At 62.7% G+C, this 23,572-nt stretch carries 22 protein-coding genes, 1 tRNA gene and 1 pseudogene; 14 read left to right on the plus strand and 10 right to left on the minus strand.

Annotated elements, in window-relative coordinates:
• Window positions 1–18: 18 nt before the first annotated feature.
• Window positions 19–657, minus strand: coding sequence for a peptidylprolyl isomerase (locus CLU92_RS02490; RefSeq protein ID WP_101480580.1), 639 nt, complete (start codon window positions 655–657; stop codon window positions 19–21).
• Window positions 658–935: 278 nt separating this feature from the next.
• Here CLU92_RS02490 and cysS point away from each other — a divergent pair, with 278 nt between their 5' ends.
• The 13 genes and pseudogenes from cysS to CLU92_RS02555 all read left to right on the plus strand — a co-directional run bounded on the left by cysS (window position 936) and on the right by CLU92_RS02555 (window position 12,763).
• Window positions 936–2,333, plus strand: coding sequence for a cysteine--tRNA ligase (gene cysS, locus CLU92_RS02495; protein WP_101480581.1), 1,398 nt, complete (start codon window positions 936–938; stop codon window positions 2,331–2,333).
• 35 nt (window positions 2,334–2,368) lie between these two features.
• On the plus strand, window positions 2,369–3,052 hold the full coding sequence (locus CLU92_RS02500; RefSeq protein ID WP_101484455.1) for a DNA-3-methyladenine glycosylase: 684 nt from the start codon (window positions 2,369–2,371) through the stop codon (window positions 3,050–3,052).
• Between the two features lie 54 nt (window positions 3,053–3,106).
• A complete protein-coding gene (locus tag CLU92_RS02505) occupies window positions 3,107–4,081 on the plus strand; it encodes an acetyl-CoA carboxylase carboxyltransferase subunit alpha (RefSeq protein WP_034756951.1) in 975 nt (324 codons plus the stop codon).
• Between the two features lie 167 nt (window positions 4,082–4,248).
• Entirely contained in the window at window positions 4,249–5,667 is a 1,419-nt protein-coding gene (gene tilS / locus CLU92_RS02510; protein WP_101480582.1) for a tRNA lysidine(34) synthetase TilS, read from the plus strand.
• Between the two features lie 196 nt (window positions 5,668–5,863).
• Complete coding sequence (locus CLU92_RS02515) at window positions 5,864–7,111, plus strand: aspartate kinase (RefSeq protein ID WP_035817435.1); 1,248 nt, start codon at window positions 5,864–5,866, stop codon at window positions 7,109–7,111.
• Between the two features lie 110 nt (window positions 7,112–7,221).
• A tRNA-Ser gene (locus CLU92_RS02520) sits at window positions 7,222–7,314 on the plus strand.
• A gap of 330 nt (window positions 7,315–7,644) precedes the next feature.
• Window positions 7,645–7,863: pseudogene (locus CLU92_RS02525) on the plus strand (methyl-accepting chemotaxis protein); the annotation flags it as partial.
• Window positions 7,864–8,405: 542 nt separating this feature from the next.
• Window positions 8,406–8,942 carry a DUF2325 domain-containing protein gene (locus CLU92_RS02530; RefSeq protein ID WP_243858329.1) on the plus strand — a complete coding sequence of 179 codons (537 nt, stop codon included), beginning with the start codon at window positions 8,406–8,408 and terminating at the stop codon, window positions 8,940–8,942.
• Window positions 8,943–9,017: 75 nt separating this feature from the next.
• A complete protein-coding gene (locus CLU92_RS02535) occupies window positions 9,018–9,845 on the plus strand; it encodes a TlpA disulfide reductase family protein (RefSeq protein WP_101480584.1) in 828 nt (275 codons plus the stop codon).
• 121 nt (window positions 9,846–9,966) lie between these two features.
• On the plus strand, window positions 9,967–10,242 hold the full coding sequence (locus tag CLU92_RS02540) for a metal/formaldehyde-sensitive transcriptional repressor (protein ID WP_101480585.1): 276 nt from the start codon (window positions 9,967–9,969) through the stop codon (window positions 10,240–10,242).
• Window positions 10,243–10,259: 17 nt separating this feature from the next.
• Window positions 10,260–11,237 carry a CDF family Co(II)/Ni(II) efflux transporter DmeF gene (gene dmeF, locus CLU92_RS02545; RefSeq protein WP_101480586.1) on the plus strand — a complete coding sequence of 326 codons (978 nt, stop codon included), beginning with the start codon at window positions 10,260–10,262 and terminating at the stop codon, window positions 11,235–11,237.
• A 91-nt stretch (window positions 11,238–11,328) separates the two neighbouring features.
• On the plus strand, window positions 11,329–11,670 hold the full coding sequence (locus tag CLU92_RS02550) for a zinc ribbon domain-containing protein YjdM (RefSeq protein ID WP_071078124.1): 342 nt from the start codon (window positions 11,329–11,331) through the stop codon (window positions 11,668–11,670).
• Between the two features lie 64 nt (window positions 11,671–11,734).
• Window positions 11,735–12,763, plus strand: a complete 1,029-nt coding sequence (locus CLU92_RS02555) for an RNA methyltransferase (protein WP_101480587.1) — start codon at window positions 11,735–11,737, stop codon at window positions 12,761–12,763.
• A gap of 113 nt (window positions 12,764–12,876) precedes the next feature.
• On the opposite strand, the gene CLU92_RS02560 is transcribed toward CLU92_RS02555, so the two are convergent.
• Complete coding sequence (locus tag CLU92_RS02560; RefSeq protein WP_101480588.1) at window positions 12,877–13,281, minus strand: hypothetical protein; 405 nt, start codon at window positions 13,279–13,281, stop codon at window positions 12,877–12,879.
• A 62-nt stretch (window positions 13,282–13,343) separates the two neighbouring features.
• The gene (locus CLU92_RS02565) at window positions 13,344–13,571 is read right to left on the minus strand and encodes a hypothetical protein (protein ID WP_070218305.1); all 228 of its coding nucleotides are present in this window, start codon (window positions 13,569–13,571) and stop codon (window positions 13,344–13,346) included.
• Between the two features lie 125 nt (window positions 13,572–13,696).
• Here CLU92_RS02565 and CLU92_RS02570 point away from each other — a divergent pair, with 125 nt between their 5' ends.
• Window positions 13,697–14,374, plus strand: a complete 678-nt coding sequence (locus CLU92_RS02570; RefSeq protein ID WP_101480589.1) for a phosphoribosylanthranilate isomerase — start codon at window positions 13,697–13,699, stop codon at window positions 14,372–14,374.
• Here the strand turns inward: CLU92_RS02570 and CLU92_RS02575 are convergent.
• The 7 genes from CLU92_RS02575 to CLU92_RS02605 all read right to left on the minus strand — a co-directional run bounded on the left by CLU92_RS02575 (window position 14,371) and on the right by CLU92_RS02605 (window position 23,446).
• Entirely contained in the window at window positions 14,371–15,279 is a 909-nt protein-coding gene (locus CLU92_RS02575) for a LysR family transcriptional regulator (protein ID WP_101480590.1), read from the minus strand. The genes CLU92_RS02570 and CLU92_RS02575 overlap by 4 nt on opposite strands.
• A 234-nt stretch (window positions 15,280–15,513) precedes the next feature.
• Complete coding sequence (locus CLU92_RS02580) at window positions 15,514–16,065, minus strand: 4'-phosphopantetheinyl transferase superfamily protein (RefSeq protein ID WP_143452518.1); 552 nt, start codon at window positions 16,063–16,065, stop codon at window positions 15,514–15,516.
• Entirely contained in the window at window positions 16,065–20,120 is a 4,056-nt protein-coding gene (locus CLU92_RS02585) for a Pls/PosA family non-ribosomal peptide synthetase (protein WP_101480592.1), read from the minus strand. The genes CLU92_RS02580 and CLU92_RS02585 overlap by 1 nt, the downstream gene beginning before the upstream one ends.
• A gap of 148 nt (window positions 20,121–20,268) precedes the next feature.
• Window positions 20,269–20,976 carry an anaerobic ribonucleoside-triphosphate reductase activating protein gene (locus tag CLU92_RS02590; RefSeq protein WP_101480593.1) on the minus strand — a complete coding sequence of 236 codons (708 nt, stop codon included), beginning with the start codon at window positions 20,974–20,976 and terminating at the stop codon, window positions 20,269–20,271.
• Window positions 20,966–21,166, minus strand: coding sequence for an anaerobic ribonucleoside-triphosphate reductase (gene nrdD, locus CLU92_RS02595; RefSeq protein ID WP_101480594.1), 201 nt, complete (start codon window positions 21,164–21,166; stop codon window positions 20,966–20,968). The genes CLU92_RS02590 and nrdD overlap by 11 nt, the downstream gene beginning before the upstream one ends.
• Window positions 21,163–22,911, minus strand: coding sequence for a ribonucleoside triphosphate reductase (locus CLU92_RS02600; protein WP_101480595.1), 1,749 nt, complete (start codon window positions 22,909–22,911; stop codon window positions 21,163–21,165). The genes nrdD and CLU92_RS02600 overlap by 4 nt, the downstream gene beginning before the upstream one ends.
• 118 nt (window positions 22,912–23,029) lie before the next feature.
• Window positions 23,030–23,446, minus strand: a complete 417-nt coding sequence (locus tag CLU92_RS02605; protein WP_101480596.1) for a hypothetical protein — start codon at window positions 23,444–23,446, stop codon at window positions 23,030–23,032.
• Window positions 23,447–23,572: the final 126 nt, after the last annotated feature.

Here is a 23,572-nt window from a genome sequence, read left to right on the forward strand (position 1 = left end):
GGCCGCAAAAACGCTATTTTACAGTTTTGCGGGCGCTGATTTGAGTAAAGTCGCCGATTCGATCACCACGGGAGTGACCGGCACGTTCTGGTGCGGTCCCTTGTCGGCAACGGGCACGGCCTTGATCTTGTCGACCACGTCCATGCCGCTGACGACTTTGCCGAACACCGTGTAGCCGAAGCCGTCGCGGCCAGGGTAGTCGAGCGCGCCGTTATTGTTCACGTTGATGAAGAACTGCGACGTGGCCGAATGCGGGTCGCCCGTGCGCGCCATGGCGATGCTGTAGGTCACGTTCTGCAAGCCGTTTTGCGCTTCATTCTTGATCGGCGCTTTTGTCGCTTTCTGCTTCATGTTCTTGTCGAAGCCGCCGCCTTGTATCATGAAGCCATCGATCACGCGGTGAAACACGGTACCCTTGTAGTAACCGCTTTTGACATACCGCAAGAAATTGGCCACGCTTTGGGGCGCTTTTTCCTGGTCCAGTTCCAGCACGATCTCGCCCAGGCTGGTTTTCAGGGCCACGTGCGGCGTGGGATCGAGGGTAGCCGCAGGGCTGGCTGGCGCGGCTGCCACGACGGCGCTGCCCAGGGTGAGACCGGCAAACAGGGTGCAAAAGCGGGCCAGGAAAGACAGGCGTTTCGATTTGATTTCTTGCATGAAGTTGTCCTTGATCGTTATTTTTCTCTAAACTTGCTTTAATTGTAAAGAACTGAAAATTCGGTTGAACATCGTAAAAACCTGATTCATATCGGGCCAGTATGGTTTTTATCAATGTTATACTTGACCGCTAACGCCCTAATTCTAACAAACAAGAACAACACTATAGCGGCTCGACCAGTCTTGGCGCACACGGCAGTTCAGTGGCGCGGCACCCCCGGTGTCCGCGCCTGTCTGTCGTTTTGCCAGGCTGGCGGCCGCTCCACTTGCAAAGTACGATGAGCAATCTAAAGATTTACAACACCCTGGCTCGCGAGAAGCAGGTATTCGTCCCGATGGAAGCGGGCAAGGTACGCATGTACGTTTGCGGCATGACCATCTACGATTATTGCCATATCGGCCATGCGCGCATGATGATGGCGTTCGACGTCATCTATCGTTGGCTGAAAGCGTCCGGTTTCGACGTCACCTATGTGCGCAATATTACGGACATCGACGACAAGATCATCCGCCGCGCAGTGGAAAACGGCGAGACCATTTCCCAGCTGACATCGCGTTTCACCCAGTACATGGATGAAGACACGGCCGCGCTGGGCATTTTGACGCCCGACCATACGCCGCGCGCTACTGAATACGTGCCGCAGATGGTGCGCCTGATCGAGCAGCTGGAAGCGAAGGGCCTGGCTTACCAGGGCGCCGATGGCGACGTCAATTACGCCGTGCGCAACTTCCCCAGCTACGGCAAGCTATCGGGCAAGTCGCTCGACGACCTGCGTGCGGGCGAGCGCGTCGACGTGAACACGGGCAAGCGCGATCCGCTCGACTTCGTGCTGTGGAAGTCGTCGAAAGAGTCCGAGCCGGACGAAGTCAAATGGGATACGAAGTGGGGCAAGGGCCGCCCGGGCTGGCATATCGAGTGCTCGGCCATGTCATGCGCCTTGCTCGGCGAACAGTTCGACATCCACGGCGGTGGCGCGGACTTGCAATTTCCGCACCACGAAAACGAGATCGCCCAATCCGAAGGCGCGTTCGGCCACACCAGCGTGAATTACTGGATCCATAACGGCTTCGTGCGCCTGGACAATGAAAAAATGTCCAAGTCCTTGGGCAATTTCTTTACCATCCGCGAAGTGCTGCAAAAGTTCGATGCCGAAGTGATCCGCTTCTTTATCCTGCGCGCGCACTACCGCAGCCCCCTCAATTATTCGGACGTGCACCTCGATGATGCTCGCCTGTCGCTCACGCGCTTGTACACGGCGCTGGCCGACGTGGTGGTGGAAGAGGGCGCCATCGACTGGAGCGAAGCGCATGCCGCCCGCGTGGCCGAAGCCATGGATGACGATTTCAACACACCGCTGGCTGTAGCCGCCCTGTTCGACCTGGCGACGGAAGTCAACAAGAGCAAGTCGCCGGCCCTGGCGCGTCAATTGAAGGGCCTGGCGGGCGTATTCGGCTTGCTCGAACGCACGCCGCAGCAATTCCTGCAGGCAACCGTTGGCGCTGCCGCCGGCGGCCAGGATGAGGCGGCTGGCATCGAAGCGGCCATCGCGGCGCGCAGCGCGGCGAAAAAGGCGCGCGACTTTGCTCAGTCCGACAAGATCCGGGCTGAACTGTTGGCGGCAGGCATTATTCTCGAAGACAAGCCTGACGGCTCGACGAACTGGCGCCGGGCATGATGCCAACGTCCAGGGAAAACGGGGAAGCCACCAGCATGACGGCCACGGCAGCAGTGATCCAGGTGCCGGCCTACTGGGAAGAGGCGAAGATCGAGCTGATGAAGCGCGACCGCATCATGAAAAAGCTCATCCCGCAATTTGGCGACCTGCACCTGGTCGGCCACAGCGACCCGTTTACCACCCTGGCCCGTTCGCTGGTGGGTCAGCAGATCACGCCCAAGGCGGCGGATGCTGCCTGGAAAAAGCTGCTGCTGGCTTGCCCGAAATGCACGCCTTCACAAGTATTGAAGGCGGGCGCCGAGCAACTGTCCGCCTGCGGCTTGTCCAAACGCAAGACCGAGTACATCCTCGACCTGGCCGACCATTTCAAGGCCAAGCGTGTGCACGCCAGCCAATGGGACCAGATGGATGACGAAGCCGTCATCGCCGAACTGGTGCAAATCCGCGGCATCGGCCGCTGGACAGCCGAGATGTTTCTGATATTTAATCTGCTACGGCCGAATGTCTTGCCGCTCGACGACCCCGGTTTGATCCAGGGTATCAGCGTCAATTATTTTTCCGGCGAACCCGTTTCTCGCAGCGATGCGCGCGAAGTTTCCGCCAATTGGGAACCGTGGCGCACCGTGGCGACGTGGTATTTGTGGCGCAGTCTCGACCCTGCAGCTGCCCCTGCCTCACCCGATGCAGCCCCCGGCGCAGCAGCCGGTACGGTAAAATAAACATAGATGACGCCGCGCGCCCTGGCGCCGTGGCCGGTAAAACCTGGAGGTACAATGACTAAAACGACTTTCCTCAATTTTGAACAGCCGATCGCGGAACTCGATTCCAAGATTGAAGAATTGCGCTTCGTGCAAGACGATTCGGCCGTCGACATCTCGGAAGAGATCGACCGCCTGGCCAAGAAGAGCCAGCAACTGACCAAGGATATCTACGCCAAGCTGACGCCTTGGCAAGTGGCGCAGATCGCGCGCCACCCGCAGCGGCCCTACACCATGGATTACGTGAATGAAATCTTTACCGATTTCCACGAATTGCATGGCGACCGCAGCTACGCCGACGATCTGTCCGTCGTGGGCGGCCTGGCCCGCTTCAACGGCCAGCCCTGCATGGTCATCGGCCATCAGAAGGGCCGCGACACGAAAGAGCGCGCCATGCGCAATTTCGGCATGCCGAAACCGGAAGGCTACCGCAAGGCCATGCGCCTGATGAAAGTGGCTGAAAAGTTCAACTTGCCCATCTTCACCTTCGTCGACACGCCAGGCGCCTTCCCCGGTATCGATGCGGAAGAACGTGGCCAGTCGGAAGCCATCGGCCACAACCTGTACGTGATGGCTGAATTGAAAGTGCCGCTGATCGCCACCATCATCGGTGAAGGCGGTTCCGGCGGTGCACTGGCCATTGCCGTGGGCGATGCCGTGCTGATGCTGCAATACTCGACCTATGCCGTGATTTCGCCGGAAGGCTGCGCCTCCATCCTGTGGAAGAGCGCCGAGCGCGCCTCCGACGCGGCCGAGGCGCTGGGTCTGACTGCCCACCGCCTGAAAGCCATGGGCCTGATCGACAAGATCATCAATGAGCCGCTGGGCGGCGCCCACCGCGATCCGAAACAGATGGCCACCTTGCTCAAGCGCGCCTTGGCCGACACCCTGCGCCAGTTCCATGGCATGAAAACCAAGGATCTGCTGGCCGCACGCCATGAAAAACTGCTGAGCTACGGCAAGTTCAAGGAAACCACGCCGAGCGAGTAAGCGTTATTGGCTACGCAGCAAAATGCTGGGGTTAGACGGGGACGCCGAGTCCCGTCGGGTCCGACCCCTGATTTTCGCCTGCAATGAATAAGTATTTCCAGGGACAGTCCGCTAAACGACACCATCCGTTTAGCCGCCTGTCCCTCTTTGCATTCCCGGAGTCCACATTGAAAAAGCAACAAACCGCCACCGTCGCCGATATCTTTGCCAGCGCGCTGGACGCCTGTGCGCCGCCATCCTGCAGCAGGGTGGGTATCGCCCTCAGCGGCGGCCTCGATTCCTCGGCCCTGCTGCATCTGGCACATGCCTGGGCGCAAGAACACGGCGTGGCCCTGCACGCGTTTCACGTGCACCACGGCCTGAGCCCGAATGCGGATGCCTGGCTGGCGCATTGCGAGCAGTTGTGCGCCGCCATGGGCATCGCCTTCGAAGCGCGCAAGGTGGTCCTGGAAAAGAAGGCGAAGACGGGCACGGAAGAAGCCGCCCGCAAGCGCCGTTATGCCGCCTTGGGCGAGCTGTGCGCCACGCACGGCGTGCGCCTGCTGCTGACGGCCCACCACCAGGATGACCAGGCCGAGACGGTGCTGCTGCAATTGCTGCGCGGCTCCGGCACGGCGGGCTTGTCCGGCATGGATGGTGCCAACAGCGCGCCCGAGCTGCTGGGCAACCCGGACCTGGTGATGGCGCGTCCCTTGTTGCCCGTGTCGCGCAAGCAGCTCGAAGCGTACGTGGCGAAGCATGCGATAGCGCATATCCACGATGAATCGAACGACGATCCTCACTTTGCCCGCAATGCCTTGCGGCACCAGGTGATGCCCGTGCTGGCGCAGGCGTTTCCCGGTTTCCAGGAGCGTTTCGCCCGCAGCGCCCAGCATGCGCAATCGGCGCAGCGCCTGCTGACGGAACTGGCGACGCAGGATCTGGCCGCTTGCCTCGACGGCGATTGCATCGAACTGGCGAAATTGCGTGAGTTAAGCACGGACCGCTGCTACAACTTGCTGCGTCACTGGTTCAGCACGCGCGGCTTGCGCATGCCGTCGACGGCGTGGCTGGCGGAAATGCTGGCGCAATTGCTGGAAGCGCGGCCCGATGCGCAACTACTGGTGACGCATCCCGAATGCCATGTGCGGCGCCACCGCGACCGGTTGTACCTGACGCCCAAGCTCGATGACCTGGCTGGCATGCGCGACAAGAGTGACGCTGGCATTCCCGGCCTGGAAAAGGCTGGCCAGCAATTTGCGTGGCGCGGCGAAGCCAGCATGGCCTTCCCCGCGTATGGCGGCGTGCTGCATTTCGATGCGGTGGAAGAGGGCGGGCAAGGTATCGATATTGCCTGGTTGCAATCTCAAACCTTGACGATCGATTTCCGCCAGGGTGGCGAGCGCCTGAAACTGGCCCTGAACCGTCCCACCAAGAGCTTGAAATACCACTACCAGGCGTTTGACGTGCCCGCCTGGGAGCGCGAACGCCTGCCACTTGTCTGTGCGGCGCAACAATTGCTGTATGCGGCCGGTATTGGCCTCGATTGTCATTGCATGAGCCTGCTGGATCGTCCCCGCGTCGCCTTGCGCTGGGTCTCCTGCTGAGCGTAAGCGCAGCCCCTACGGCCACTCTCGGGGTGGCCGGCAAGTGGCTGCCCATGCGCGCCGGACTGCATGGATTGGTTATTTCCATATGCGCAATCGGTATGAGCTAATGCGCTTTTTAGCTTGTTATTTTGCATTGCGGCATGTAGAGTAAAGCCCTCCTTTTTTATTCTTCTTGAGCGGAAACTTCACTCTTATGGCTTTAATCGTCCACAAATATGGCGGTACGTCGATGGGCTCGACTGACCGTATCAAGAATGTCGCCAAGCGCGTTGCCAAGTGGCACGACGCTGGGCATCAAATCGTGGTGGTGCCATCGGCCATGTCGGGCGAAACCAACCGCCTGATTGGACTGGCCAAGGAAATCATGGATCAACCCGATCCCCGTGAACTTGACATGATCGCCTCGACAGGCGAACAAGTGTCCGTCGGCCTACTGTCGATGGCACTGCTGGCGATCGGCAAACAAGCCGTATCCTATGCTGGCTGGCAAGTCGCGATCAAGACCGATTCCGCCTTTACCAAGGCACGCATCCAGTCGATCGATGACGAAAAAGTCAAACGCGACCTCGATGCGGGCAAGATTGTCATCATTACCGGTTTCCAGGGCGTTGACGAACACGACAACATCGCGACTTTGGGCCGCGGCGGTTCCGATACGTCGGCCGTGGCGATTGCCGCCGCCATGAAGGCGGCCGAATGCCTGATCTTCACGGACGTCGACGGCGTCTACACGACCGATCCGCGCGTGGTCTCCGAGGCGCGCCGCCTGAAGACCATCACCTTTGAAGAAATGCTGGAACTGGCTTCGCTGGGCTCCAAAGTGCTGCAAACGCGTTCGGTGGAATTTGCCGGTAACTACCGCGTTCCCACGCGCGTGCTGTCGTCGCTGACCGACCCGATGTTGCCGCTGGAAATAGAAGCCAATTCAGGCACCCTGATTTCGTTTGAGGAAGATACAAACATGGAACAAGCAGTCATCTCCGGCATCGCCTTCAACCGCGATGAAGCCAAAATCACCGTGCTCGGCGTGCCCGACCGCCCAGGCGTGGCCTACCACATCCTGGGGCCGGTGGCGGACGCGAATATCGAAGTCGACATGATCATACAGAATCAGTCGGTCGACGGTAAAACGGACTTCACCTTCACCGTCTCGCGCGGCGAATACACGCGCGCGCTGGCCGTGCTGGAAGCGAACCGCGAATCGCTGGGCGCGGCCAGCATCACGGGCGACGCCAAAGTGTCGAAATTGTCCGTCGTCGGCGTGGGCATGCGCAGCCACGTTGGCGTGGCATCGCAAATGTTCCGTACCCTGTCGGAAGAGGGCATCAACATCATGATGATCTCCACTTCAGAAATCAAGATCTCCGTGCTGATCGATGAAAAGTACATGGAACTGGCCGTGCGCGCGCTGCATAAAGCGTTCGAGCTGGAAAAAGCTTAAATATCTAAAAATATTGCCCCACGCCCTTGACCAAAGGGGGGGCAATCGATATTATGACGTTCGTCGCTGCAGCGCAGTTAGCTACAGAGACATAGTTGAGTAATCAGCTAGGAGACGTGGCCGAGTGGCCGAAGGCACATCCCTGCTAAGGATGCATACGGCTTATACCTGTATCGTGGGTTCGAATCCCACCGTCTCCGCCAGAATCAAACAAAAAAGCCTCCCCTGCGGGAGGCTTTTTTGTTTGTCTGGACGGAACGGCGGGATTCGAAGGGCTGGGCCGTACTGGCCCAGCCCTCTCCGAATTGCCATTCTGCCGCGCTGTGCGCGGCCGGTGGCCGCACAGCGGCCAACGCCGTCCCCTCACTTCAGGCACTGGCGGCCAGCACATACGCCGCTGTCCACAGCACATACGCCGGCCCAGCCGCACGTATCCATTCTATCCTCCTCATCGCCCCCATCCCTTTGACGGTTGCATAATCTACAAAAGCTGCGCAGAAACTTCGTTCTGGTGAAGCATCACCGTCGCTTAGCGCGAAATCGCGGCCGGCAATTTCGATCTGTCGTCGGGCATGCAGGCGCAGGCCAATCAGTTACTGGTATCGGCGTCCGAATTTGCCGTGCAGGGCGGGCAGGAGGTCGGGCGCGTGGTCGATACGATGGGCGCCATCAATGCCAGCTCGCGCAAAATCGTCGATATTGTCGATGTGATCGACGGCATCGCTTTCCAGGCGAGTATCCTGGCCCTGAATCGATGGCCAGGCACTTGCCTTGCCGGCGCGTGATGTATTGGCAGTCGCCCCTTGCGTACGGGCCATGCGACGGCGCCGTAGGCGGTACAGTGCCGCGCCTGTCAATGTCGCAATGCTCTTGCCTGCGTGCCGCTTACTCATATGGAAGCAACATGAATGCACGGTATCGCACTGCGATCGTCGTCCTGTGCGCCGGCCTGCGCGGTCGAATTGCAGGAACGCATGGGCGTTTCGCTGCAGGACGATGTCTGGCAGCGCTAGCTGTCCTTTCCGCCGCATGATGCGACGGCGTTCGCATATCCCGCATGCGCACAAATAGTAATGATTCTCATTTATAATGCAGATCCATGAGGTATTGATGGGTTGGCGCCCCGGCGCCACGCTCGGTGAAGGAGGGCAAGATGGGCAGTGTGTATGGCAAGGAGGACGTGATCGCGCATGAGCATCGCGTACTGATGGGTGAATATGGCCGCGCGCAGGCGCGCTGCAGTGCGCAGCTGGCCGCGCAGGCTGCCCGTATCGCGCAGCTGGATTCGGAATTGATGCGCGCGCGGGCGCAAGTCGTGATCCGTGATACGCAGCTGGCGCTGGCACGCGACGAGCTGGCTGAACTGGCGGCCAGCGTGCCGGGCTTGCCTACGCGTGCGCGGCTGGCCCGCCGGGTCGAGTGGCTCGGTGAGCGCGTGCAGGAATTGATGCGCGAGTTGCTGCGCTTGCAGTGGCTGCCCGTGCCAGGCTTGCAGGCCGACGTACGTGAGAAAGCCGTGCTGTATGTGGGCAGCTATTTGACCCAGGATGCGGGCCAGGTTGCGCACGGTGCGCACATGGCGCAGCAGGCCGTCGAGCAGGCTGGTGGACGCTTCCTGCACCACGCTGGCGGCGACGCTGGTGCCGACGATGCGGCGGCGCTGGAAGCGGGCCTGGTGGCGGCCGACCTGGTGATTTGCCAGACGGGCTGCGTCAGCCACGATGCCTATTGGCGCGTGCATGACCACTGCCGGCGCACGGGCAAGCAGTGCGTGCTGGTGGACCAGCCGCAAGCCATGCATTTTGTGCGCAAGGAGGCGCTGGTCACCTGACTTTCGTGCCGCTTAACGCCGGCTTAATCCGCATGGGTCACAATGGCCATCCATTCGACGTGATAGAGAGTGCCCATGCTGTCCCTGCAAATCGGCCCCCTGGCCCTTCCTACGGGCCTGGTCCTGCTGTTCGTTTCCCTGTGCGTCGCTTACGGCGTCGCGTGGTGGCTGCGGCGGTACCGCCAGTTGCCGGACGCCGGCCCCCTTGTTTCCGACTTGCTGATCGCCGGCCTGCTGGCGGCGCGGCTGGCGTTTGTCTTGCGCTGGCATGAACAGTATCTGGCTGCGCCCTGGTCCATCCTGAATATCCGCGACGGCGGCTTCATGGCGCCGGCCGGCATCGCTGCCGCGCTGGCCATCGCCGCGTGGCGCTGCCGGCGTCCCGCCATGGCGGCCATGCGGCGGCCCCTGGCCATCAGCGTGGCGTCCGGCGCGCTGGCCTGGGGTGTGTTGAGCGCGGGCGTGGGGCTGGCCTATGACAAGCCGACAGCCTTGCCGGCCGTGGCCCTGCATACGCTAGCCGGCGCGCCAACGACTCTGGCGGCGTTCGCCGGCGGCAAGCCCATGGTCGTCAATCGGTGGGCCAGCTGGTGCCCGCCATGCCGGCGCGAAATGCCCGTTCTGGCAGCCGCGCAGCAGGCGCGCGCCGATATCGTCTTCGTGTATGCCAACCAGCGCGAAGAGGCGGCGGCCGCCAGCGCTTTCCTGGACAGTAGCGGCGTGACCCTGCGCAATGTGGTGCTCGACAGCGAGGCGGCACTGGGCAAGGCGGCCGGTTCCTCGGCCTTGCCCACCACCCTGTTTTATGACGCGCAGGGGCGCCTGGTCGATACCCACCTGGGCGAACTGTCCGATGCCTCGCTGGCCAGCAAGCTGCAGAAAATCGCCGCGCCTGCGCCGTAAGGCGCCTCGCGTCCAGATTCAGCCGTTCATCCGCGAGGATGCGCGGCTTTTTTTTACCCCTTGCCGCTGCCCGGCTCTCTTTGATAGTATACCCCCCTATAGTATTTATCGAGGTGGAATCATGGGACACACAGCGCACAACAAGACCAAGTTGCTCAATCGCGTGAAGCGCATCCGCGGCCAAGTGGAAGGCCTGGAGCGGGGCCTGGAAGAGGGCCGCGACTGCGGCGAAGTGCTGCAGCTGATCGCCGCCGTGCGTGGCGCCGTGAATGGCCTGATGGCCGAAGTCATCGAAGAGCACTTGCGCGAGCACGTGGCCAGCCCCGATCTGGCCAGCGACGAGCGTGCCAGGGGCGCCGACGACATCGCGGGCATCCTGCGCACCTACCTCAAATAATCATCGGAGAGACCAGCATGAAACTGCAACATATCGAGGAAGACCTCTCCGCCTGGCAGCACGAACACGTCTTTGGCGGGGCCAGCGACAAGGCGGAACGCCGCGCGCGCATCGTCATGTGGATCACCCTGGCCACCATGGTGCTGGAAATCGTCGCCGGCTGGTGGTACAACTCCATGGCCCTGCTGGCCGATGGCTGGCATATGAGTTCGCACGCGCTGGCCATCGGCCTGGCCGCCTTTGCGTATGCGGCCGCGCGCCGCTATGCGCGCGATCCCCGCTTTGCTTTCGGCACGTGGAAGATCGAAGTGCTGGCCGGCTACACCAGCGCCATCCTGCTGCTGGGCGTGGCCGTGCTGATGGTGGCCGCTTCCGTCGAGCGCCTGTTCTCGCCGCAGCCCATCCACTATCCGCAGGCGATGGCGGTGGCGGCCTTCGGCCTGCTGGTGAATCTGGTGTGCGCGCTGATCCTCGGCGGGCACCACGACCACGAGCATCACCATGGTCACGGCCACGATCATCATGATCACCACGGTCATCACGACCACCATGGCCATGGCGAAGACCTGAACATGAAGGCCGCGTACATCCACGTGCTGGCCGACGCCGCCACCTCCGTGCTGGCCATCCTTGCGCTGGGCGGCGCGTGGGCTTACGGCTGGCGCTGGCTCGATCCCGTGATGGGCATCGTCGGTGCCATACTGGTGGCCCTGTGGGCGAAAAAGCTGATGCACGAGACGGGCAAGGTCCTGCTGGACCGCGAGATGGATCACCCCGTGGTGGAGGAAATCCGCGAGGCGGTAGAAGTGGAAAACGCCGGCGACACGCCGCGCATCGTCGACCTGCACGTCTGGAGAGTCGGCAGGCAGCTGTACTCGTGCGCCTTGTCCGTCGTCAGCCGCGATCCCTCGCTGACAGGTGCCAAGCTGCGCGCGCGCATCGGCATCCACGAGGAAATTGTCCACAGCACCATCGAGATTATTCGTCGAGCTTGACAATGATGGCGAAAAAAGCGCGCTGATACGGGGCGTAGGCACTATACTGTCGGCTTTTACAGCACACGCTGTTCACCAGACAGAGAAGAAAATGAGCACATTACCACCATGCCCGCAATGCAAATCCGAATTCACGTATGAAGACGGCAGCCAGTTGATCTGCCCTGAATGCGCGCATGAATGGTCGGCCACGGCAGGCGAAGCGGCGGAAGAGGGCGCCAGGGTGTACCGCGATTCGGCCGGCAACATCCTGCAGGATGGCGACACGGTCAGCGTCATCAAGGACTTGAAATTGAAGGGTGGCGGCGGTGTCGTCAAGATGGGCACCAAGGTCAAGAACATCCGCCTGGTCGACAGCGACCACGATATCGACTGCAAGATCGACGGCTTCGGTTCCATGAGCCTGAAGACGGAATTCGTCAAGAAGGTGTAACGCTTTTACCCGTAACACGGCGCGCTGGCTTCATTCCTGCGCGCCGTTTTTTTATTCAGAATCCATGCAAATCGATCATCTCCGCCAGCGCCTGCGCGCGCTGGGCGCCAAGCCCCTGCACGAACAGCGCGTGCTGCGCGACTGGATACAGGGTCAGCCGCACGACCAGGGCCGGCGCCGCGCCGAAGACTTTTTGCCGCTGCCCGTGCGCGAGGCTTTGCCTGCGCTCGACCTCGAATTACAGGGCATGCTGAAGTTGCTCAGCACCCATCCGGGCGCCGACGGGTCCGCGCGCCTGCTGGTGGGGCTGCACGACGGCCAGACGGTGGAAAGCGTGCTGCTGCCGCGCGACGGCCTGTGCGTATCGAGCCAGGTCGGTTGCGCTGTCGGCTGCCAGTTCTGCATGACGGGCCGCGACGGCTTGATCCGCCAGGTGACCAGCGGCGAGATCGTGGCACAGGTGGTACTGGCGCGCACCCTGCGCCCCGTGAAAAAAGTCGTCTTCATGGGCATGGGTGAACCGGCGCATAACCTGAACAATGTGATGGAAGCGATCGAACTGCTGGGCACCGAGGGCAATATCGGCCACAAGAACCTGGTGTTTTCCACGGTGGGCGACCCGCGCGCCTTCGAGCGCCTGCCGCAAGGGCGCGTCAAGCCGGCGCTGGCCCTGTCCCTGCATACGACCAAGCCGGATCTGCGCGAACAGCTGCTGCCGCGCGCGCCAAAGTTGTCGCCGCGCGAACTGGTGGACTTCGGCGAATCGTATGCGCGCCTCACCAGCTACCCGGTGCAATATCAATGGACCCTGATGGAAGGCGTGAACGATGGCGATGACGAGATGGACGGCATCGTGGCGCTCCTGAAGGGCAAGTACGCCGTGCTTAACATGATCCCGTACAACACCATCGATGACTTGCCGTTCAAGCGCCCCAGCTGGGAAAAGGCGCGCGCCATTGCCGCCGCCCTGCACGAGCGGGGGGTGCTGACCAAATTGCGCGATTCGGCCGGGCAGGATGTGGAGGGCGGCTGCGGGCAGTTGCGCGCACGCGCAGCAAAGGGCAAGAAAATGATCGAGATACACGTAGCGTAGAACCGGGGTCAGCGGCGTAGCGGCGTAGGTCGGATTAGCGGGAACCGCGTAATCCGACATTGCGAGGCCAACAATGGTGTCGGATGACGCTCCGCTAATCCGACCTACTCGGCTCACACCCCACCCAGCAAATCGTTTTCATTCAGGATTGCAAACGCGATCTCGGGATGCGCGGCCAGGCAGCGCCGCACGGCGGCCGGAATGGCGGCGCGCGTCTTGCGGCACAGGCCGGGTTGCTCCACCAGGCGTATCTGGAAGCCGCGCACGGTGCGCACTTCGCCGCCGCCCGGCGCGATCTGCAGTTCCACGCCCAGGTTCTTCTTCAGCAGCAGCTGCAGCTTCTGCAGCTGCGCATGCGTGGCGATGCCTTCGATGTGGGCTAGCAGGCGCTTTTCTTCCGTCAGGTTCAGTCGCAGGATGGCAACGTCTGTCTGCGGATCGTGCAGCAGCCGCTCGCGCTCGCAGTCGCACAGCTGCGGCGGGCACTCCTTGCGGACTTCAAAATCGACGATGCGCATGCTGGTATTCCAATGGCGATCCCGGATGAATCAAGTATCGTCCGCCACCTGGCGCGTGTCAATCAGCGCGGGCTGACGATCAGGCGCCAGCGGATGGCACCTTGCTCGCTGCTGTGCTGGTGATGGTTTTGCGGCGGCATGACGTGGCCTTCCGTGGACACAATTTCATGCGCGCAGCCATCGCAGCGATAGATGCCCGAATACGGCACGGCTTCGCCGGGCGAGGTCAGTTCATCGAAGCGTGGGTGCATGGAGCGGGCCACGTAGCTGGGGTTCTTGTAGTCGGCCATGGATTACTCGGGAAGTGGGTGGCCCCCATTCTGGCACACAATCGTGCGCGGCCTTGACCGCGTGTCTTGGCGTGCGCGCTACCCTGTGTTGTAATGTTGATCATCCCGATTGAGCGCGCAAGGCCATGAGAACCCGTATCAAGATTTGCTGCATCGCTTCCATCGACGAAGCGCAACTGGCGATTGCCGCCGGCGCCGATGCGCTGGGCCTGGTGGCCGCCATGCCGTCCGGCCCCGGCCCGATTCCCGACGCGCGCATCGCGCAGATCGCCGCCTGGACTCCGCCGCCCGTCGCCACGTTCTTGCTGACGTCCGAAACGACGGCGCAGCGCATTGTGGAACATGTGCGCGCCACGCAGCCGTCCACCGTGCAGATCGTCGGGCATATCGACCCAGGCGAAGCGGCGCAGCTGGCGCGCCTGCTGCCGCACGTGCGGCGCGTGCAGGTGATCCACGTGGAAGGGCCGGAGGCTTTGGCGCTGATTCCCGCCTACGCGCCCCATGTGCATGCCTTCCTGCTCGACTCGGGCCGCCCTGGCGCTGCCGTGCCGGAATTGGGCGGTACGGGCCGCCCGCACGACTGGTCCGTCAGCGCGCGCTTCGTGCGGGCCAGCCCCCGCCCTGTCTTCCTGGCCGGTGGGCTGGACGACACCAACGTGGCCGACGCGCTGCGCCAGGTACGCCCCTACGGCATCGACCTTTGCTCGCGCGTGCGCACCGACGGCAAGCTCGATGTGATGAAGCTGGCCTTGCTGATGGGGGCCGTGCGCGATGTGGATGCGGCACTGTACGCGGAAGGTTAAACGGCCGTTGCCAAGGCGTTCATCTCGCGCACGAACGCTTCTGTAAACGCGGCCACCATGCCGCTGGCGGCGCGTGGCGAGATCAGGCCCACGATGGAATGTGATTCTTCGTCCGGCAGCGCTATAAAACACACGCCGGGCGGCGCCACCAGGCGCATGCTGTCGGGGACGATGGCGATGCCCATGTTGGCCTCGATCAGGTTCAGCTGCGAGGTCTTGCGCGACAGGGCGCGCGCCGCCTTCGGAAAGAAGCCCTGCGCCAGGCAAAGGCCCGCCACCAGGTAGCTCAGGCCACCGCGGTCCTTGTGCGGGATCGAGACGAACGCTTCGTCGCGCAGGGCGGCAATCGTCGTGCGCTCCAGCGCGGCCAGCGGCGAGGCCGACGACACGGCCACCACCAGTTTTTCCGCAAACAGTTCGTGTACGACGATATTGGCGTGCTTGCGCAAGGTGGGCAGGCGCACCAGGCCCAGGTCGGCGCGGCCTTCCTCGATATCGGCTGCCTGGTTTTCCGACGATCCCTTTGATATATCCAGCGAAACGCCTGGAAACTGCGCCAGCAGGCGGTTCAGCACGGCGCCGATGGCGGGCGTGAGGGTGACGGAACTTGAATGCAGCAGGCGGATGATGCCTTGCGCGCCTTGCCCTACATGGCGGGTCTGGCGCACGGTTTCGTCGATGTCTTCGAGGATGCGTTTGGCGCGTTCATAAAATACCTGGCCCGCCGGCGTCAGTTCGATGTGGCGCGCGTCGCGCGTCAGCAGCAGCGCTTGCACCTCGCCTTCCAGCTCCTTGATCTGCCGGCTCAGGGCCGACTGCGCGATATACAGCTTTTCCGCCGCACGCGAGTAGCTGCCCGCATCGACGATTTCGACAAAATAGCGGAACTGTCTGATGGAAATCAATCGTATGCCTTTTCGAGATCGGTGACTGCCTGATTTGATATTAGCCTTGCCCCGGCGTTCAGGCTACAGTGGATTGCTCTGCTGTCACTGCAAAGGAAAGGCCATGCTGGAATTGATCGGGTTGCTGGGTTTGCTCGTCAGTATTATCGCAAAACTGATTTTCGTCCAGATCGGTGGAGCTGATGATGGCAAGGAGGATTGAGAGGGAATCAACCCAACGGCGTAAAGCTGGGGTCAGACCCGTCGGGTCTGACCCCGGATTGTCGCTAACATAGCCACGAAATTTTGCGGCGTCTCCACGGCTTGCAAATGACAATTCAATGCTATCCCATCCCACTCCATCAATTGTAAACCCGCGCACTTGAGCGCCGCTTCGCGCGCCGTCCACGCCCGTGCCAGCGCTGCGGGGCGCAGGGAGGCGGGGCCGGCGGCCAGTTCCTGCGCTACCTGCGACCCCAGGTAATCGCGCGCCAGATTCGCCCAGTCGGCAATGTCTTGCACGCGCATCACGTCGATGCCGACAGCGCCATGCAGGTGGATGGCGGCCAGCGACATTCCCTCGTCATGGGTCAATGACAAACCTGCTGTGCGGCCGGCCAGCAGCAGGCGGGGAGGAGCGCCCGGCGTCGACTCCAGTGAAACTGCCTCGCTGTTCAACTTCAGCCACTGCGCCGCCGCTTCGCGCACGGCGGCGCGGATGCGCAGGCGGGCTTCGGCGCGCGGCAGGACGGCGGCGATGCCGATCACCAGCACGCCGTCGCCCGACCAGAGCACTGTTGAATCCATCAGCTGCGCAGTGGCGCCGCCGGGCAACCGGCCCAGTTGCTGCCAGCTGGGATGTGTTCGCCCTTCATCACCAGGGTCAAGGGACCCAGGCGCGCATTGTCGCCCACCTTGGCGCTGTACAGCACGGAGCTGCGCGGGCCCATGTAGACGCGCTGGCCGATCTCCACGTGGTCGATCTTCATCACGCGGTCTTCAAACAAATGCGTTTGCGGGCAGGTCAGCGCGTTCAATTCGCTGTAGTCGCCGATATGCACGCAGTCGAATTCCGTAATGTCCGTCGTGTCCATGTAGACGCCGCGGCCGATCTTGCAGCCGAACAGGCGGAAGGCCAGTGGCAGCCACGGCGTGCCGCGCAGGTAGCGCATGAAGTTGGGCACGGCGATGCCTTCATACAGGTTGGTCACGCCTTCCGAAATCCATACGAACGGCGTCCACATGGGCGCCGCATGCTTGCGGTAGCGTCCCAGCAGCAGCCACTTGAACAGCACGACCACCAAAAAATTGCCGATACCGTAGGCGATGCCGGCGATGGCCAGGTCGCCCACCACTTCGCCCCAGCGCCCGGCGCCTGCGATCGGCATCACGTCCAGCACCAGGGTGTAGCCGACGGCAATCACCACCGCGTGCGGCGCGACGATGCGGAAGGCTTCGATCAGGCTGCGGCCCAGGCGGCGCAGGATGGATGGCTTGAAGGTCAGGTGTTCCGCAAAACCGCTGACCTGTTCGCGCGCAGGCAGGTGCATGGGCGGAGAACCGAGCCACGTGTCGCCACTGTGCATCTGCTCATTGCGCGGCGCATGCGTGTGCACGCCGATCAGCACGTGCTCGGGCAGCACGGTGCCGTCCGGGATATAGCTGCCGTTGCCGACGAAGCTGCGGTGCGAGATGACGGTGGGGCGCATGGTCATCCAGCCGCCGTCGATCTGCTCGTCGCCCAGCATGACGGCGTCGGCGATAAAGGTGTCGTCACCCAGGGTCAGCATGTCGGGCACCACGCCCAGGGCCGTGGAAATCTCGGCGCCCTTGCCCACCTTGGCGCCGAGCAGGCGGTACCAGTATGGGGCGTACACGGTGGCGTAGATGCCGTGCAGGACGTTCAGGCTCGATTCCTGGATATGGCTGACCAGCCACTTGGCGCAATAGATATTGCTGTGCACGGGCGAGCTGCCCGGCTTCAAACGGGGCAGCGCGCTCCAGCGGATGGCGGCCGACAGCAGGGCCGTCAGCACGATCAGCACGGCGCTGGCGGGGAAGGCCAGCAGGAAGTAGCGAGCCAGCTGGGTCGTCACGTCGCGCCCCTGCAGCCACGGCATCATTTCGCGTTCGTCGAACCAGTCGATCAGCACGAAGCTGGGGAAAACGGGCATGAAGAACAGCACGGCGATGAGGACCATGCCAAAGCAGAAAAACAGGGTTTCGCCCGTCAGGCGCAGGCGCGAGACGGCGGGGCGGGGCGGCTGGCTGGCAGGATCGTAAGGGCCGATGTCGCGCGCGGGCGAACCCGTATAGACGCGGCCGTCCGGCACGAAGGCGCCGTCGGCCAGCGCCGATTGACCCTCCAGGTGGCCGAAGGCGCCCACCCTGGTATTGCCTTCCAAAATCGCATAGGAACTGATGCAGGCATCGTCGCCGATGCTGATGCGGCCCAGCAGCAAACGGCCCCGCTCGACCCTGGCGTTTTCAAAGTTGACGGCATTGCCCACACTGACGTTGTCGCCGATGGACAGCAGGTCGGGCGCGCGCAGGGTCATCGAGCCGATGACCACTTCCTTGCCCACTTTCGCGCCCAGCGCGCGCAGCCACCAGCTGTTCAGAGACGAGCCGCTGAGCAGATACGCGGGCGCCGATTCGACCAGTCGGTCGGCCAGCCACCAGCGGTAATAGGTGATGCCCCACAGCGGATAGCTGCCCGGTTTCAAACGCCCCGCGATCAGCCACTTGCCGGCAATCGCGATGGCAAATTCGGCCAGGGTCGCCAGCAGGAACACGCCGATGGAGGCGGCGATGGCGCGCGGCACGGTATCTCCCGTGTCGCCCGTGAAGAAGTGGTAGGTGAAAAACGGCGCCATCCATTGCGCCATGCGCAAGGTGACGAGGCCCGGCACGGCGGCCGCCTGCGCCGCGCCGCAGATCCAGCGTTTCAGGGTCGACGGCGGTGTCCACTCCGCTTCCGGCGTGGCAAGCGCGGGCGCTTCGTTCAGCACGGCGGCGATCTTGCCGATCTGGCGATTGTGATAAATATCGCGCACCGTCATGTGGGCGTAAGCCGGATTTGCGCGCAGGGCGGAGGCCAGGCGCGCGGCCAGGAAGGAATGGCCTCCAAGGTCGCTGAAGAAGTCCAGCTGGCGCCGTATCGGCTGGCCAGGGAAGAGTGTGGCCAGCGCCGCGCACAGGGCCACTTCGGCGGGGGTTTCCGGCACGTCCGATTCACCCGCTTCGCCAGCCGGTGGTGCGGACAGCGGCATGGCCTTCAGGGCCTTCCTGTCGATTTTTCCCGAAGTCAGGCGCGGCATCAGCGGCAGGAGCTCGAAGCGGCCAGGCACCATATATGGCGGCAAATGCAGGTTCAATGCGCTGCGCAGGGTTTTCGCCGTCAGTGCATCGTCGGGTGCATCGTCGCTGGCGACGATGTAGGCTACCAGCTGGTCGATACCGTCATCCTTGCGCAACAATACGGCCACCGTTCCCACGCCGGGCTGCTGCGCCAGCACGGCCTCAATCTCGCCCAGTTCCACGCGAAAGCCGCGGATCTTCACCTGGTCGTCGGCGCGGCCCAGGCACAGCACCTGGCCGTCGGCATCGATGCGGGCCAGGTCGCCCGTGCGGTACAGGCGCGCATCATCTTCGTTTGTCGCCCACGGGTTGGGCAGGAATTTTTCTACTGTCAGGTCGGGCCGGCCCAGATAACCCTCGGCCAGGCCGGGACCGATGATGCACAATTCCCCCGTTTCGCCGCGTGGCAGCAGGGCCAGGGGGCGGTTTTCTCCCGGCTCGGCCACCTGCAGCACCAGCAAGCCATAGTTGGGTAGCGGCGTGCCGATGGTGACAGGTTCACCGGGCCGCAGGCGCGCCAGGCTGCATGACACTGTCGCCTCGGTGGGGCCATAGGTGTTGAACATGGCGCGGCCAGGGCGCGACCAGCGCTCGACCAGCGATTCCGGGCACATCTCGCCGCCCAGGTTTATCAGGCGCAGACTGGGCACCTCTTCGGCGAACAGGGCCAGCAAGGTCGGCACCGCATGGAGAACAGTTACCTTGTTCTCGGCCAGCGCGCGCGGCAAGGCTTCCGGGTCACCCGAGATATCCTTGGGGCCCAGCCACAGGGTGGCGCCCACCAGGTAGGCGATCCAGATTTCTTCGAACGACATGTCGAAGGCGACGGAAAAGCCCTGATAGACGGTGTCGGCTTGCGTCACTTCCAGCACGGCGTTTTCGCTGCGCAGGAAGTGGCAGATGCTGCGCTGATTGATCAATATGCCCTTGGGCTTGCCCGTGGAGCCGGAGGTGTAGATTACATACGCCGGGTGTTCGGGCAGCACGGCGCCGCGCGCGGGCAAGTGTTCGCCCGGTGCGGCGGGGGCCAGCAGGCTTTCCGCCGTCCATACGGGGCGTTTAATGCCAGCATCAGACAGGCGCGGCGCGAACTGCGTACAGCTGACGACGCCAGCGCCATTGGCGTCATCGAGGCACACCTGCAGGCGCTCGACGGGCGTGTCTTCATCGACGGGCAGCCAGGCGGCACCCGCCTTGGCAATCGCCGCCTGCATCAGCAGCAGAGGGGCCCCGCGCGGCAGCCACAGGCCCACGATGTCGCCGGGCTTGACGCCGGCCGCCACCAGGCGCGACGCGGCCAGACCCGCCTGGGCATCGAGTTCCGCATACGTGATGCGGCGCTCGCCATCGATCAGGGCGATCTGTCCAGGGCAGCGGCGGGCGGTCGCTTCGAGCAGGTCGGCAAGCACTTCCTCGCGCAGCAGATCCGGTCGCGGCGGGCCGTACAGGATATCGGCGTGGGTGGAAGGGATGCCTGGGCTGACTGCGGTGAAATCGTTCATGGATGACGCTTATCTGTAATGCTGTGTGAGGAATCTGACGGGCTGCACGTGGTGCGCAACACAGTTGATACATTACAGCACGCAAGACTTTTCAGCGTTGCAGAACGGGGAATTTTGTGGGGCTTTCAGCAATTATGTGGCGACAAGCTCAATTGCCATGATTACGGAATGTAAAACGGGGAAACATGGCGCCGATTTGCGCCACGGTGCGCGCCGCAGGATAGCCGTGCAGGGGGCGTCCGGCCAGCGCCGTATCCAGGCAGCCTTCGGCGCGGAACTGCTGCAGCACGTAGTTGTCGACGCCTTTCGCGGCCAGGGTGGTGGCCAGGGCCAGCAGCTGTTCGTCCGGCAGCAAGTCTGGGTGGGTGGTGGTGCGGCATTCGTAGGCGACGCCGCTGGCGAGGATGGCGTCCAGGCAGGCGCGCGCCGGGTCGCCGCTGCCGGCCACGCGGGTCACTTGACGATAGTCGGCAAACGGCGCCTTGATGTCGAAGCCCACCCAATCGACCAGGGGCAGCACTTCCTGCAGGCGCTGCGGATAGATGCAAGCCGTGTGCAGGCCGACGCCGAACCCCAGTTCCCTGACGTCCTGCATGGCGCGCGCCAGCGCCGGGTCCATGCACGCCTCGCCGCCGCTGAAGACGACGGCGTCGACCAGGCCCACGCGGCGGCGCAGCCAGGTCAGTACGTCCTGCCAGGGCATGGTGCCCTGCGGCGTGCGCGCCTGCAGATGGGGATTGTGGCAATAGCCGCAACGCCAGGGACAACCCTGCACGAAGACCACGGCCGCCAGCTTGCCCGGGTAGTCGGTGGCGGAAAAGGGCGTCAGGCCGCCCACTTTCAAATCAGCCGCCATGGCAGGCGGGCTGGCCAACCCTGGCGCTCGCTTCCGTAAAATACTGGCGCTCGTGGAATTCGCCCTGCTTGCCGATGTTGAACGAGGCGACGGGACGGTGGTAGCCCATCACGCGGGTCCAGATTTCGCAGCGCTGGCGTTCTGTGTCGAGCAGGGTGATGGCGGGAGTGAAGTCGGTACGTGCATTCATGGCGTTTCCTCAAGTGATGGAACAGGGTGGGCTTGTTTGCGGGCGATCAGTTCCGCGTCGCAAATGGGGCAGAATTCATGTTTGCCGGCCAGGTAGCCGTGTCGCGGGCAGATGGAGAAGGTGGGCGTGACCGTGATGTAGGGCAGCGAGAAGCGGCTCAGGGCGCGTTTCACCAGTTCGCGGCAGGCGTTGGCGTCGGACAGCGCTTCCGTCATGTACAGGTGCAGCACCGTGCCGCCCGTGTACTTGCGCTGCAGCGCATCCTGCAATTCCAGCGCTTCGAACGGGTCGTCCGTGTAGCCGACGGGCAGCTGCGACGAGTTCGTGTAATACGGATTGTCGACCGTGCCGGCCTGCAGGATGGCGGGATAGCGCTTGCGGTCTTCGCGGGCGAAGCGGTAGGTGGTGCCCTCGGCCGGCGTCGCTTCCAGGTTGTACATATGGCCTGTCTCTTCCTGGAATTGCACCATGCGGGCGCGCACGTGGTCGAGCAGGCGCACGGCCAGCGCATGGCCTTTCGGCGCCGTGATGTCGTAAGCGTCGCCGCTGAAATTGCGGATCATCTCGTTGATGCCGTTCACGCCCAGGGTGGAAAAGTGATTGCGCAAGGTGCCCAGGTAACGCTTCGTGTACGGGAACAAGCCTTGCTGCATCAATTCCTCGATGGTGCGGCGCTTGATTTCCAGGCTGGTTTTGCCCAGTTCCAGCAGGCGGTCCAGGTCCGCCATCAAGGCTTGCTCGTCGCCGCGCCACAAGTGGCCCAGGCGCGCGCAATTGATCGTCACCACGCCCAGGGAGCCCGTCTGCTCGGCGGAACCAAACAGGCCATTGCCCCTTTTCAGCAGTTCGCGCAAGTCCAGTTGCAATCGGCAGCACATGGAGCGGATCATGTTCGGCTTGAGTTCCGAATTGATGAAATTCTGGAAGTAGGGCAGGCCGTAGCGGGCCGTCATTTCGAATAGGCGTTCTGCATTCTCGCTATGCCAGTCGAAATCTTCGGTGATGTTATAGGTGGGGATGGGGAAGGTGAAGACGCGGCCCTTGGCGTCGCCCGCCATCATGATCTCGATGTAGGCGCGGTTGACCATGTCCATTTCCGCCTGCAGCTCGCCATAGCTGAAGTCCATCTCCTGGCCGGCGATGACGGGAATCTGCTCGCGCAGGTCGTCCGGGCAGACCCAGTCGAAGGTGAGGTTGGTAAACGGCGTCTGCGTGCCCCAGCGCGATGGCACGTTGAGGTTGAAGATCAGCTCCTGCATATACTGGCGCACGTCTTCGTAGCGCAGGCTGTCCTTGCGGATGTAGGGTGCCATGTAGGTGTCGAAGGAGCTGAACGCCTGGGCGCCGGCCCACTCGTTTTGCAGGGTGCCCAGAAAATTGACGATCTGGCCGATGGCGCTCGACATGTGTTTCGGCGGACCCGATTCGATCTTGCCCGGCACGCCATTCAAGCCTTCATGCAGCAGGGTGCGCAGCGACCAGCCGGCGCAATAGCCGGCCAGCATGTCGAGGTCGTGGATGTGCAGCGCCGCTTCGCGGTGCGCCGCGCCCACTTCCGGCGGATATACCTGGTCCAGCCAGTAGTTGGCGATGACCTTGCCCGACACATTGAGGATCAGTCCACCCAGGGAATATCCCTGGTTGGCATTGGCGTTCACGCGCCAGTCGCGCCGTTCCAGGTATTCATTGATGGACGCGGCGACATCGACCTGGCCGCGTGTGGGGGAAACTGCATTCGTCGTCATGAAACCTCCAATAAACACAACATGCGGTGTTTTTATGAAGGTTATCTACTAAATGTAGTGTAGTCAAAGGTGGCGTGCAAGCGATTCGCGTATCCTTGATCCAGGTGAAAAAACCACTTCAGCCGGTTTTGTTCCAGCGCGTTTCGCGCAGGATCAGCCAGCTCGCGCAAAAGAACGCGGCGCCGCAGGCGGCGATGCTGGCGGCGGAGGCGGGCAGCACGTGGGTCCAGATTTCCAGTGGCGTATAGGTGCTCCAGCTGGCCACGCGCGCATCGAAGGTGGCGTAGTTCGCCAGCAGCCAGTAGATGGCCAGCAGGCCCGTGCAGATGGCGGCCTGACGCAGCAGCGGCATTTGACGGCGCGCGAACACGGCCAGCAGGAACAGCAGCAGCACGCCCGGATAGGCGCCCAGTACTTCCGGCGACAGCACGGAGATGGTCCCTGCGTCATAGCCATCGGTCGGGCCGGCCCACTGCACTTGCAGCGCGGTGATGAACAGGGTCAGAAGGAAAATCAGCAGCGGTTTGCGGGTCATGGTGGGAACTGAAACAGGAGGAAAGATGGGCATTTTACAGCCAGGTCAAGCAAGTTGAAGCTGCGCCAGCCATGCATGCATTCCTTCACCTGCGTCAAGGACTGGGCGGCATGGGCGGGGCTATAG

This window comes from Janthinobacterium sp. 61 (assembly GCF_002846335.1).
Lineage (GTDB): Bacteria > Pseudomonadota > Gammaproteobacteria > Burkholderiales > Burkholderiaceae_D > Janthinobacterium.